Below are 12,842 nucleotides of genomic sequence, written 5' to 3'. Positions count from 1 at the left end.
GGCGGGGCAGTGCCCCGCCCGGGCCGCCTGGAGGCGTCTTTCGTCCGGAGGCCGTGGGAGATCACTTCAGGACGGAGGCGACCTTCACCTTGCCGTCGACCACATCCGTACGGGCTTCACTGACGGCCTTCTTGGCGCTGTCCGGCACGAGGGCGTCGTTGTAGACGAGGTCCACGCCGTCGTTGTCGAGGCCGTAGATCACGGTCTTGCCGTACTCGATCTCGCCGTCCTTGGCCTGGTTGATCGAGGCGTGCACCGATGTGCCGATCTGCTTGAGCATCGAGGCCAGGACGTTCTTGGGATACAGGGCGTTCTGGTCGGAGTCGACGCCGATCGCGTAGTGGCCGGTGTCCGCCGCGGCCTTCAGGATGCCGAGACCGGCCGGGCCGGAGACGTTGTACACGACGTCGGTGCCGCCCTGGTACATCGTCTTGGTCAGGTCGTACGCCTTCTGGGCGTCGTTGAAGTTGCCGACGAAGGAGACCTGCACCTTCATGGCGGGGTCCACCTGGGCCACGCCCTGCTTGAAGCCGACGATGAAGTCCTGGATGCCCGGCAGGTCCTGCCCGGCCACCACCCCGACCTTGTCGGTGTTCTTCGAGAGCGGGAAGGACGTGGTGTCCTTGGAGGCGGTCGCGGCGAGGATGCCGGCCAGGTAGGAGCCCTCGTTCTGGGCGTAGCGCACCGAGAGGACGTTCGGCGCCTCCAGTTCGTCGTCGAAGAAGACGTACTTCTGGTCGGGGTGCTGGGGGGCCACGGCGGCCAGGTTGTCGTGCATGCCGGGGCCGGTGAAGATCAGGTCGTACTTCCCGCTGCCCGACACCTCTTCGAGGTTCTGCCGCCAGGTCTGCGGGTCGCTGGGCGAGGCCTGGAGCAGCTTGGTGCCGACGCCTTCGGCCTCGGCCTTCTTGAAGCCGGCCGCGGCGGAGTCGTTGAAGCCCTTGTCGCCGAGGTTGTCGGACATCACGTAGGCGGCGTCGAAGTCGGAGGCGCTCTTCGCGCCGCCACCGGACTCACCGCCACAGGCGGTCAGCGCGAGTACCGAGACGGCCAGCAGGGCGGCCAGGGAGCCGGAACGGGCAGGTATGCGAGTCATCAGTGGCACCTTTCGACAGTCCGGAGAACACCGGAACGGCAGGAGGAGAGGGCCGGGGTGGGGGGCAGCACCCGGGTGGAGCGAGAGAGACGGAAGCCGGTTCCGCGTGGTACCGGGGTACGGCGGGGGCCGATCCGGTGCGTGGTGTGGGCCGGGGGCCGCGAGCCCGGGCCGGTGTGGGCCGGGGCCGTGCGAGCCGGGGGTGGAGCGGGGCGGCCGTGTGGGCCGGGGGTGGGGCGGGCCGGGCGGTGCGGGCCGGGGACGTGTGGTCCGGGGCCGGTGCGAGCCGGGTGGAGCGGTTCCGGTCCGTACGGGCCGGGCGGTGGGGCGAGCCGGGTGGGGCTGTTCCGGGTGGGGTGGTTCGGGGTGGTGCGGGCCGGGGGCGTGCGCTCCGGGGCGGTGCGCAGCGGGGTGGGGCGAGCCGGGGGCGTGCGCTCCGGCGTGGGTGGTTCCCGGCCGTGCGAGCCGGGGCGCGGGGGTGAGGCGACCGGCGTACCGCGCGTACGGGGCATCCCGGATCCGCCGGACGGGACGGCCGGCACGGGGACACCGTCCGGAACGGACATCCGGTCCGGCACGGGTCCACGGTCCGGCACGGGTCCACGGTCCGGCACGGTGCGGGGCTCACCCATGGCAGGCCCCTCTCCCCCGTACGCCCCCCGTGGAGCGCCGTTCCACCAGATCGACCGGTAGTACGCGCACCCCCTGCGGGCGTGCCTCGCCGTTCTCCAGGATCTCCAGCAGCAGGCGCGCGGCGACCTCGCCCAGACCGACGGCGTCCTGGCGGACGGTCGTCAGTCCGGGACCGACGTGGCGAGCGGCGAACACGTCGTCGAAGCCGACCACCGAGCACGAGCCCGGTACGTCGATCCCGTTCTCCGACAGCGCCTGCATCAGACCGAAGGCCACCATGTCGTTGAGGCAGAAGACCGCGGTGATCTCACCGTCGCGCAGCGCGCCCAGGTGCTCCTGGGCCAGCCGGTATCCGCTGGCCACCTCGAAGGTCCCCTCGGCCACCAGGGGTGCCCGGCCGGTCCGTTCGAGCCAGGCGTCGCTGAAGCCCTCGACCCGCAGCCTGCTGGAGGCCAGCCCGGGGGTGGCGCCCGCCACCAGCGCACGGGTGTGACCGAGTGCCGCCAGGTGCTCGGCGGCCAGACGTCCGCCGACGCGGTTGTCGGAGACCACGGTGACCTGGGCGACGTCGTCGAGCTCCTCGTCCACCGCGACCACCGGGAGGCCTCCGAGCAGCCCGGTCAGCTGCGAGGTGGGCGCCGGGACACCGGCCGCGTACACCACCCCGTCCACGGCACGGGACTTGAGGGTCTCCAGGTAGAAAAGTTCACGTTCGAGGTTCCAGCCGGTGTTGCAGAGCAGCATGTTGTAGCCGCCCGCTATCGCCGTCCGTTCGACTCCCTTGGCGATGTCCGCGAAGAAGCCGTTGCCGATGTCGGGGACGAGCAGCCCCATGGTGCGGGTGGTGCCACTGGCAAGGTTCTGCGCCATCCGGCTCGGCGCGTAGCCGAGTTCCGTCATGGCGGAGCGCACCCGGCCCTCCACCGCGTCGCTGACGGGCCGCTTGCCGCTGATCACGTGCGACACCGTGGTGCGGCTGACGCCTGCCAGGCGCGCCACGTCACCGATCGAGACTGACACCAGGACCCCCATCGCGAAGAACGATCAGCACGAGTGATCTCTGCCTCCCCCAGTCGGTGACCGAGGGACGCAAACCGGTTTGCCAAACCGGTTTGCACAACTTAGAAGCAGCGCGATCGGGGAGTCAACGGGTTTGCATAACGAACACATGACGAACACCGGCAAGGTGTCAGTGACGGGCGAATCCCCCCAGACCGGTCGGCCGACCGAGCCACACGGGGGCAATTCGCGGGCCGGTCCGGTCCGACGGGGCGGCCGGGGACGGCGGGGCGGAGGCGTTCCGACCCGGCGGGGCGGCCGGGAACGGCAGTGGGGCGTGGCCGTGTCAGGGGCGGGTGCCCGGAGTGTCCGGGGTCCGGGCCCTCAGGTGGTGGGCGGCTTCCGCCGCGCCGGCGCCGTCGATCCGTACCCGCGTCACGGGCTCCGGGGCGTCCAGGGCCGTCGCCCGTACCGCGCCGGACGCGATGGTCACCCGCACGACGCGGCTCCGGGCGGGGTCGGGGAGGGTCAGTTCGAGGTGGGCGTCCGGCTCGGTACGGGCGACCGCGGCGCACCAGACCGCGGCCGCCGTCAAGTCCCGGTCGTCGTCGTACGGTTCGACGAACTCCATGGTCTGCACGCCGCCCAGGGGGCGCCAGCCGGTTGGCCGCGCTCCGCGCTCCGCGACCGCCCGCCAGAGGGTGTCCAGGTCGGCCGCGTGCACGGTGCGGCCGACGCGGTCGGCGACGAGGTACCCGGCGGACAGCCACGCCCGGACCCGTAGCCCCGACGCGGGCTCCAGCAGGCGTCCGGCCGCCGCCGCGCGCGCGGCGAGCACCGCGCGGGTCGGCGGCGCGAGGACGTCCTCCCAGCGCGGCACGGAACGCCCTCCGCCACAGGCTCCACACACGACGCGGCTCACCGTCCTCTCAGGGACACCGGATGACGGACACGGGATGTACGGGAAGGGCCGGCACGGATGCACGGGAGGGCGGCCACGGTGTACGGGAGGGTGGACACAACTCCCCCTGGACGCACGGGTCGTGGGGTCCGGAGAGGGCCGGGCCCCGCCCTCTCCGGCCGAGGACCGTGGCCCACGGCACGACGTCACCGCTACGGCATGACGTCACCGCTGTTGGGGCCCAGCGTCTGGCCCACGTAGAGGTTGCCGCCCGGGTCGCTCGCCAGGAGGACCGCGGTCGGGGCGACCTCGGCCGGGGTACCGAACCGGCCCAGGGGCAGTTCGGCCTGCTTGGCCCGCTTCCAGTCCTCACTGATGCCGTCCACCAGCGGCGTGGACACCGGCCCTGGCGCGATGGCGTTGACCAGCACGCCGCTCGGGGCGACCTCCCTGGCCAGTGCCTTGGTCAGGCCGATGACGCCGGCCTTGGCAGCGGAGTAGTGCACCAGTCCCTCGCCGCCCTTGATGCCCAGCTGGCTGGCGATGTTGATGACCCGTCCGCTGCCGCGGGCGACCATGTGCGGCACCGCCCACCGGCAGCACAGGAAGACGCTGCGCAGATCGACCGCGATCATCTCGTCCCACGTCTCGACGTCCATCTCGACCAGCGGGACCTCGGTGAGGATGCCCGCCGAGTTGACGAGGACGTCGGGTGCGCCCAGGGCGCTCACACAGTGCTCCACCATCGCGCGGGTCTGCTCCGCGTCGGCCACGTCCACGGTCGCGGTGACCACCTCGACGCCCCGCGCCGCGTGGCGCCGGGCCAGTTCGGCCAGCCGGCCGGCGTCACGGTCGGCCAGGAAGAGCCGCGCCCCCTCGGCCGCGTAGGCGTCCGCGATCGCCGATCCGATGCCGCTCGCCGCGCCGGTCACCAGCGCGACCTTCTGCTGGAGGACTCCCATGCCGTTCACCTTTCCGTCGCGGCCCGGTCCGGGCCGCCGTGTTCCCTGCCGGTTCCCGTGCACCGCCGGTCCCCGTTCACCACCGGTTCCCGGCCCGTGCCGATCCCCGGTTCGCCGCCGGCCCGTTCACCGCCGGCCGGCGTCTTCGCGTCATCCGGGCCGGTGCCCGGTGTCACGCGGTGCCGTCACTCGGGCCACCGCACCGTCAGACCACCGTCCACGACGAGCTGCTGGCCGGTGATGTACGCGGCGTCGTCGCCGGTGAGGAAGCGGATGGCGCGGGCGACCTCGTCGGCGTGGCCCACCCGTCCGGCCGGAATGCCCCGGCCGGCCCGCTCCAGCCCGGCCGGACCGAGGGAGTTGGTCTCGTCCAGGGACTGCGGGGTCTCGATCAGCCCGGGGACGATCGCGTTGACACGGATGCCGCGCGGGGCCAGCTCGGTCGCCAGCGACCTGCACAGCCCGAGCACACCGCTCTTGGCGGCGGCGTAGTGGGCGTGGTCGTCCCAGCCGAACACACCGCCGGCGATGGACGAGATGGCCACCATGGCGCCGGGTCCGGCCATCACGGCGGCGGCGGAGCGGAAGGTCCGCAGCACCCCGGTCAGGTCGACGGAGAGCATGTCGTTCCAGGAGTCGTCGTCCAGCTCCGCCAGGGCGGCCCGGCGCAGCACCCCGGCCCCGGCGACCGCGATGTCCAGCCGCCCGTAGGCGGCGACGGCGGCCTGGGCCAGCGCGTCCACCTGCGCGCTGTCCCGTACGTCGACGGCGACCGCGGTGCAGCGCCCTCCGGCGGCCTCCACCAGCCGGACGGTCTCGTCGGCGCTGTGCGGGTCCCCGGGGTAGTGGCCGACGACGCTGTCCGTCCCGGCGCGTGCGTACGCCACGGCCAGGGCGCGGCCGATGCCGCTGGCGCCGCCGGTGATGACGGCGACCTTGCCGGCCAGCCCGTCGTCACGGGCGGGTGCGGTGTTCTCGTTGAGGGACATGTGCTGCCTTTCACGGAGTTCCCGGTGCGTGGCGGTGGGGACCACCACGCACCGGGAGGAGAGGGGAAGCGGGCGGGTCAGTGCGCCTCGGCCGGGAGAACCGTCTCCTCGTCCTGGTCCTGGCTGACCTTGTGTGCGCCGAACATCAGCAGGCCGGAGAGGAAGATCCCCAGCGCGCCCGCGACGAACGCGGCCGTGGTGGCGCTCGCTCCGAGGCCGATGACCCCGCTGAGCAGTGCCGAGCCGGCGACCGCGCCCGCCGGGCCCATCACATGGGCGGTGTTGGAGCCGATACCGCGGACGCGCGCCGGGAACGACTCGCCCATGTAGAACACCATGGCGGAGTAGGGGCCGAGGAGGAAGAAGAGCCCCAGGGCGTACATCGGGATGACGTAGGCGGCGCTGTCCGGCCCGAAGAGCATCGCCGTCATGACGAGGCCGCCGACGGTCCAGCCGACGATGATCGTCGTACGGCGGCCGATCCGGTCACCGAGGTACCCGTGGGCGAGGTAGCCGAGGAAGCCGGCCAGGTTGGCCAGGATCAGCACGACCAGGGCACTGGAGAACGAGACGCCCTTGCCGTCGGTGAGGACGGTGGTGCCGAGCACCGAGAAGACCTGGATGCCCATCCAGTTGAACAGCCACGCCCCGGACAGGCACAGGGTGTGCCGTCGCAGGTCGGGGGCGAAGAGCTGGCGCAGTCCGGACTCGTTGTCCCGGCTGATGTCGAGGTCGTACAGCTTCGCCAACCGGGCCGCGTCGGCGTCGCGTCCGTCCTTGCGCAGCTCCCGGGTCCGCTTGAGGGCGACGAAGGAGGGCGACTCACGGAGCTTGGACCCGGCGACGAGGATGACGATGACCGGGAAGGTGGCGAGGAGGAAGATCCAGCGCCAGCTCATGACCGGCAGCAGCACGGCGGCGAAGGCCGCGGCCAGCAGGGCGCCGACCGGCCAGCCGCTCTGCACCAGGCTGAACATGAAACCGCGCCGCCGGCTCTTGCCGTACATCTCGTTGAGGTAGACGCCGTTGACGACCTCCTCGGAGTAGCCGAGGCCGGAGATGGCCCGGACCCCGATCAGCGACGCCGCCCCGCCGACCACCGCGGTGAGTCCGGAGGAGACCGCGGCGCCCGCCGTGGTGACGATCAGGCTCGGCTTGCGGCCCCAGCGGTCCAGCATCGGGCCGACCAGCAGCGCGACGACGAAGGTGCCGACGGTCACGCCGGTGGCGATGGCCGTGGCCTGCCCGGTGGTCCAGCCGAACGTCTCCGAGATCTTCGGCAGCAGGGTGCCGAAGAGCACGAAGTCGTAGACGGAGAAGACCCAGGCCAGGAAACAGACGACGGTGGTGGTCGTGATGGTGCGCCTGCTGAGCGTCGGCGGGCCCTTGAAGAGGACCTCGTCCGAGGGCGCTCCGCCGCGCGGCCATTCGTTCTCGTGGGCTATGTCCTGCTGCTGCACGGTGGTCATCTGCTGTCACCCTTCGGGCGCGGGTTGCGGGCGGCGAAGTCGTCCGCGATCTGATCGAAGGTCACCCAGCGGACGCCTTCGTGGGAGTTGATGTGGTCGATCAGCCGCTCCAGCATCAGCAGCACCTGCGGCCGGCCGGAGACATCGGGATGGATGGTCATGGTGAAGGCGGCGTGGTCCATCTCCCGGTGGACCCAGTCGAACTGGTCGCGCCACATCTGCTCGATGTCACGGGGGTTGACGAAGCCGTGGCTGTTCGGGCTGGCCTTGATGAACATCATCGGAGGCAGGTCGTCGAGGTACCAGTTGGCCGGGATCTCGATGAGGTCGGTCTCCTCGCCCCGCACCAGCGGCTTCATCCACGAGTCGGCCGGGGCGCTGTAGTCGATCTTCGTCCAGGAGTCACCGACCCGGACGTAGTACGGCTCGAAGTCCCGGTGCATCAGGGAGTGGTCGTACTTGATGCCGCGTTCCAGCAGCAGTTCGTTGGTGACCTGGCTGAACTCCCACCAGGGCGCCACGTAGCCGGTGGGGCGGCGGCCGGTGCGGGACTCGATCAGCTCGATGGACCGGTCGAGGACCGCCGCCTCCTGCTCACGGCTCATCGCGATCGGGTTCTCGTGGCTGTAGCCGTGCACGCCGATCTCGTGGCCGGCGGCGACACACGCGTCGAACTCCTCGGGGAACGTCTCGACGGAGTGGCCGGGCCAGAAGAAGGTCTGGGTCAGGCCGCGGCGGCGGAACAGCTCCACCAGGCGCGGTACGCCCACCTCGCCCGCGAACAGGCCGCGGGAGATGTCGTCGGGCGAGTCCTCGCCTCCGTAGGAGCCGAGCCAGCCGCCGACTGCGTCGACGTCCACTCCGAAGCCGACGAGAATTTCTTTGGTCATCGAGCGTCTCCTTGCCTGAGGGCGCGGTATGGGGGTGAGGGGGGTGATGGGTGGGGGTGGATCAGGAGGGGGGTTCGGGGGGGAAGGGGCTGCGGGGTGTCGCGCCCTTCCGGGTGCGGGGCCGGGCCCTTCAGGCGCCGGGCCGTGGCCGGGGTTCGGGGCTCGTGGCCGGGTACGGGGGCTCATGGCCGGGTTCGGGGGCTCGCAGCCGGGTGCCGGAGGGCGGTCCGTCGTCACGTGGCCGGGACGGGGAGCAGCTCGCGTCCGGCCAGCCAGGCGCGGACCACGTCCTGCGGCGGCCGGCCCGGTACCGCGGCGGCCGCGGCCAGTAGGAGCCGGGCCTGCCAGGGGTTGAGGTCGTCGACGAAGAGGGCGCCGACCCGTTTCAGCTCGGCGCCGCCGCCGGCGTAGAGGGGGGCGACCGGTCCGGAGTGCACCCGTGTACTGATCAGCACCGGGTGGCCCGCGGCGACCGCCTCGGCGACCGCCTCGACCAGCTCGGGTCCGGCGTTGCCCGCTCCGGCCGCCGCCACCACGACCCCGGCGGCGCCGGCCTCCAGGCTGGCCCGCACGAACAGCCCGTCCGCACCGGGGTAGACCGGCACGACGTCCACCCGGGGCAGCCGGGGGAGGTCGAGATCGACGGGGACCCGTGGGCCGGGCACCGGCCGGGCCAGCGGCACCACGTGCCCGTCCGCCACCCGTAGTACCGGTCCACGTCCCGGAGCACTGAAGGCGCGTGCCGACATGGTGTCGCTCTTGCGCACCCCGCGGGCGGCGAAGGCGAAGCCGTCGAAGACCAGCAGCGTGCCGAGGCCGCGGGCCGCGTCGTCGCCGGCCACGGCCAGGGCGTCGCCCAGGTTGGCCGGGCCGTCGGCGGCGCGGTCGTCGAAGGGGCGCTGGGCCCCGGTCAGCACGATCGGCCGTGGGTCGTCGAAGAGGAGATCGAGCAGGAAGGCGGTCTCCTCCATGGTGTCGGTGCCGTGGGTCATCACCACCGCGTCGGCACCGTCCCGCAGGGCGGCGCGCACCTCGCGGGCGAGTGCCAGCAGATCGGCGGTGCCGAAGGCGTAACTCCCCCGGGTGACCACGTCCCGCGCGCCGACCGTCGCGCCCTCCGGGAGGGGGCCCACGGACGCGACCAGCTCCTTCGCGAGCACGGTCGCCCGGCGGCCCTCCGCCCCGGACCGGCTCGCGATGGTGCCGCCGGTTGCCACGACCTGGATACGACGCATGGACCTCTCTCCGCTTCTTCGCAATCGATTGCGTGGAGGCTACGCAAACGATTGCCCGAAGGTCAATGGGTGACGTGCACTCGCCTGGTCACGGCGTTCGACGGTGTGCGAAGCTCAGGGGTGCCGGATGACGGTACGGCCGAACCCGGCCGCAATCCGACATAGTCCGACAGAACCCGACAGACCGCCGAGGTTCCGGGATCTCCGAGAAGAAGGGCCGCGGGAGTGGATCGGCAGGCAACACGGGCGGCAGCCGGCACACGCGCCGGCCGGGCACCGGTCACCCTCGCCCAGATAGCCCGGCAGGCGGGGGTCCACGTCTCCACCGTGTCCCGGGCGCTCAGCACCGACGACGCCGTGCGGGGCGGGGTGGGCGCCGAGACCGTGACGCAGATCCGGGCGCTCGCCGAGGAACTCGGCTACCAGCGGGACCCCGCCGGAGCGGCGCTGCGCACCGGCCGCTCGCGGATGCTGGGCGTGCTCGTGCCCCGGCTGACCGACATCGTGCTGGCCACGATCTACGAGGGGATCGACGCCGCCGCCTCGACGGCCGGTTACCACACCGTGGTCGCGAACACCGGCGACGATCCGGAGATGCAGCGGCGGCGGGCCGACGCGCTGCTCGCCCGGCGGGTCGACGGCCTGGTGCTGGGCGACGCCCGCTCGGACTCCGACCTCGTGGCCGAACTGGCCCGCAGGCGCATCCCCTTGGTGCTGGTGTCGCGTCGGCTGCCCGGCCGTATTTCGGTGACCACCGACGACGTCCTCGGCGGGCGGCTGGCCGCGGAGCACCTGCTGAGCCTCGGTCACCGTCGGGTCGCCGTGGTGGCGGGCGAGCCCTACGCCAGCACCGGGGTGGAGCGCACACGGGGCTTCCTCGACGCGTTCGCCGGGGCGGGGCTGCCGGTGCCCGCGAGCCATGTCGTGCCGTCCCGCTTCGACGTGCCCGGCGGCCGGGCCGCCGCAGAACACCTGCTGGGTCTCGCTCCGCGGCCCACCGCCGTCTTCGCGGTCAACGACTTCGCGGCGATCGGCGTGATGGCGGCCGTCCGGGACGCCGGTCTGACGGTCGGCCGGGACGTCGCGGTCGTGGGCTACAACGACGTGCCGCTGGCGGCCGCCCTGCCGGTCTCCCTGACCTCCGTGCGCTCACCGATGTACCGGATGGGCGAGGTGGCGGCGACGACGCTGGTCACCATGCTCGACGGCAGGTCCGGCCGCTCCCGGCGGCTGCGCCCCACCCTGGAGGCCCGGGCCTCGACCCTCGGCGACCAGGCACCCGGCGCGGCGCGCTGACCCGCCAGGACGTCCGGGCGTACGGACGTCCTGGCGTGCCGGGCGTACGGGCGTGGTAGGCGTACGGGTGTGGTGGGCGTACGGCCTACGGGCCAGCCGGGAGTCAGGCCGCCGGCCCCTCCGCCGCGTCCTTGACGCCCTGGAGCGTGAGGTCCATGCCCTTGGCCAGTTCGCCGAAGCGGTAGGCGATGACCTCCTCCTCACGCTCAGGCGCGCGGGCGATGTACGCGGTCAGCCCGGACGGGCCCGGTCCGAGCGTGACCGTCTGACGCAGGACGGCGCCGCCGGGAGCGGGGGTGATGTCGAAGGACCAGGTCGCCATCGGCTGTGCCGGATCCTCGCTCGCCGGACCGTAGCGGCCCTCGACGTCCAGGACGCACCAGGTGAGGGTCCGGTCGGCCACACACGTGGTGACATGGGCCAGGGTGCGCCAACTGCCTATGGTGGGATGTTCGTTGTGGCCGAGGTAACTGGCCCCCTCGGCGGGTCCCGTGGCGCCGTCGCGCCATTCCACGCGGACCAGTTCGGGACTCCACCCGGCCATGGCCTCGACGTCGGCCACGCACGCCCAGACCCTCGACGGCTCCGCCGCGACCTGGATCTCACGGTACATGCTGGGACGTTCGGCGTAACGCATGACAACTCCCCCCGCGCGAGCGGGCGTTCGCCGCTCCCGCAGGCGGAATTCTACGGTCGGGGCCCGCGAGGGGCGGAGCGGCACCCCCGCCGCCGGTTGGACGGTGCGGGGGTGCCCGGCCCCTCTGCGCCGAGCGCGCTCCGGCCGGCACGCAGCTGACCTTCCTCCCGTCCCGTGCGGGACGCGGGGTGATCACCGGCTGCTGCCGGACGGTGGCTGCTACGCGCCCGGCAGTACCGCCCCCTGCCCGGCCGTGGAGGCCTCCGTCGCCTCCGTCTTCGGGTTGCGCCGCTGTCGTCTGGACGCCCAGGTCGCGCACCAGGACAGCAGCATGCACATGCCGATGTAGATCGGCGAGATCACCATGACCACCGGGATGAACGGCAGGCCGTAGTCGAGGTTCGACGCGATCAGCTTGCCCGCGTGGAGGAACTCCTCGTACGTGATCAGGTAGCCCAGCGACGTGTCCTTCAGGGCCACCACCAACTGGCTGATGATGGTGGGCAGCATGGCCCGGACCGCCTGCGGGGCCAGCACGTGGACGGTGACCTGGGTCTTGCGCATGCCCAGCGCGTACGCGGCCTCGCGCTGGCCCCGTTCCACCGAGTTGACGCCGGTGCGGAACACCTCCGCGAGCACGGAGCCGTTGTAGAGCGTCAGCCCGGTCACCAGCGCGGGCAGGGGCTGCACCCTCAGCGCGACGAAGACGAAGAAGATCATCACCAGGACCGGCATGGCCCGGAAGAACTCGACCAGCACGGTCGAGATCCAGCGCACCGGCCGGTGGTCGGAGAGCCGTCCCACCGCGAGGACGGCGCCGAGCACCAGGGAGAGCACCGCCGCGAACGCGAAGGCCTTGAGTGTGTTGCCCAGGCCGCGCAGCAGGAGTTCCTGGATGCCCTTGTAGGTGAACGGCGTCCACTTCTGGCTGGTGAACTGGTCGGTGTCGAAGAGCAGATGGATGACCCAGGCGATCACCCCGGCGATCACGACCGTGGCGGCCACCCCGTAGAGGAAGTGCCGCCTTCGGGTGGCCGGCCCCGGGATGTCGTACAGCGCGGTGGCGTGCGGGGTGGAACGGGTCATCGGGCAACTCCCCAGCGCTTCTCCATGACATGGAAGAGCGCACTGATGGCGAGGGTGATGATCAGGTAGCCGACGGCGATCCAGACGAAGGACCAGATGATGCTGTAACCCAGCTCGTTGAGGGTCTTGTAGGTGCCCAGCAGCTCGGTGACGCTGAACGCCCCGGCGATGGCGGAGTTCTTGGCCAGGGCGATGAGCGTCGAGCCGACCGGCGGGATGACCGAGCGGAAGGCCTGCGGCAGGACGATGCTGCCCAGCGTCTGCCCGAAGGACATCCCCAGGCTGCGGGCGGCCTCGCCCTGCCCGGTGGGCACGGTGTTGATGCCGGAGCGCAGCACCTCGCAGATGAAGGCCGAGGTGTAGCAGCCGAGGGCGAGGACGGCGAAGAGCTGGAAGGGCAGCACCAGTCCGAAGCGCGGCAGCCCCAGGAGCACGGCGAAGAAGAGCAGCGTGAGCGGGGTGTTGCGCAGCACCGTCACCCAGACCGTGCCGACGACCCGCAGCGCCCGGACGGGCGCCACCCGGAAGGAGGCCATCACGAAGCCGAGCGCCATCGCCAGCAGCGAGGCGTACACGGTGAGTTCGACGGTGCCGAGGAAGCCTCTGCCGTAGAGGGAGAAGTTGTCTGTCAGTACGTCCATGGTGGTGG

Annotated in this window: 12 protein-coding genes; 1 reads left to right on the top strand and 11 read right to left on the bottom strand. The window is 72.0% G+C overall.

The features are described from left to right. Window positions 1-61: 61 nt before the first annotated feature. The 8 genes from B9S64_RS28495 to B9S64_RS28460 form a co-directional block, all read right to left on the bottom strand. Window positions 62-1,096, bottom strand: a complete 1,035-nt coding sequence (locus B9S64_RS28495; protein WP_103489199.1) for a BMP family protein — start codon at window positions 1,094-1,096, stop codon at window positions 62-64. Between the two features lie 624 nt (window positions 1,097-1,720). After that, entirely contained in the window at window positions 1,721-2,749 is a 1,029-nt protein-coding gene (locus B9S64_RS28490) for a LacI family DNA-binding transcriptional regulator (protein WP_181012162.1), read from the bottom strand. Window positions 2,750-3,074: 325 nt separating this feature from the next. Next, a complete protein-coding gene (locus B9S64_RS28485; RefSeq protein ID WP_103505049.1) occupies window positions 3,075-3,608 on the bottom strand; it encodes a hypothetical protein in 534 nt (177 codons plus the stop codon). 233 nt (window positions 3,609-3,841) lie between these two features. Further along, window positions 3,842-4,591, bottom strand: a complete 750-nt coding sequence (locus B9S64_RS28480) for an SDR family NAD(P)-dependent oxidoreductase (RefSeq protein WP_103489455.1) — start codon at window positions 4,589-4,591, stop codon at window positions 3,842-3,844. 185 nt (window positions 4,592-4,776) lie between these two features. Then, window positions 4,777-5,580, bottom strand: coding sequence for an SDR family NAD(P)-dependent oxidoreductase (locus tag B9S64_RS28475; protein WP_103489454.1), 804 nt, complete (start codon window positions 5,578-5,580; stop codon window positions 4,777-4,779). A 77-nt stretch (window positions 5,581-5,657) separates the two neighbouring features. Beyond that, window positions 5,658-7,049: an MFS transporter gene (locus B9S64_RS28470; protein WP_103489453.1), complete on the bottom strand. Its 1,392-nt coding sequence runs from the start codon at window positions 7,047-7,049 to the stop codon at window positions 5,658-5,660. Continuing rightward, window positions 7,046-7,939, bottom strand: coding sequence for a polysaccharide deacetylase (locus B9S64_RS28465; RefSeq protein ID WP_103489452.1), 894 nt, complete (start codon window positions 7,937-7,939; stop codon window positions 7,046-7,048). Before B9S64_RS28465 ends, B9S64_RS28470 begins: the two co-directional genes overlap by 4 nt. 233 nt (window positions 7,940-8,172) lie before the next feature. Further along, entirely contained in the window at window positions 8,173-9,174 is a 1,002-nt protein-coding gene (locus tag B9S64_RS28460) for an asparaginase (RefSeq protein WP_103490207.1), read from the bottom strand. 225 nt (window positions 9,175-9,399) lie between these two features. Here B9S64_RS28460 and B9S64_RS28455 point away from each other — a divergent pair, with 225 nt between their 5' ends. After that, window positions 9,400-10,470: a LacI family DNA-binding transcriptional regulator gene (locus B9S64_RS28455; protein WP_103490208.1), complete on the top strand. Its 1,071-nt coding sequence runs from the start codon at window positions 9,400-9,402 to the stop codon at window positions 10,468-10,470. 103 nt (window positions 10,471-10,573) lie between these two features. On the opposite strand, the gene B9S64_RS28450 is transcribed toward B9S64_RS28455, so the two are convergent. The 3 genes from B9S64_RS28450 to B9S64_RS28440 all read right to left on the bottom strand — a co-directional run bounded on the left by B9S64_RS28450 (window position 10,574) and on the right by B9S64_RS28440 (window position 12,834). Next, on the bottom strand, window positions 10,574-11,083 hold the full coding sequence (locus B9S64_RS28450) for an SRPBCC family protein (protein WP_258037771.1): 510 nt from the start codon (window positions 11,081-11,083) through the stop codon (window positions 10,574-10,576). A gap of 243 nt (window positions 11,084-11,326) precedes the next feature. Next, window positions 11,327-12,193: an amino acid ABC transporter permease gene (locus B9S64_RS28445; RefSeq protein WP_103490210.1), complete on the bottom strand. Its 867-nt coding sequence runs from the start codon at window positions 12,191-12,193 to the stop codon at window positions 11,327-11,329. Beyond that, window positions 12,190-12,834 carry an amino acid ABC transporter permease gene (locus B9S64_RS28440; RefSeq protein ID WP_103490211.1) on the bottom strand — a complete coding sequence of 215 codons (645 nt, stop codon included), beginning with the start codon at window positions 12,832-12,834 and terminating at the stop codon, window positions 12,190-12,192. Before B9S64_RS28440 ends, B9S64_RS28445 begins: the two co-directional genes overlap by 4 nt. Window positions 12,835-12,842: the final 8 nt, after the last annotated feature.

Origin of the sequence: Streptomyces sp. SM18, assembly GCF_002910775.2 — a bacterium.
Taxonomy (GTDB): Bacteria; Actinomycetota; Actinomycetes; order Streptomycetales; family Streptomycetaceae; genus Streptomyces; species Streptomyces halstedii.
This window is presented reverse-complemented; position numbering and strand designations above follow the sequence as displayed.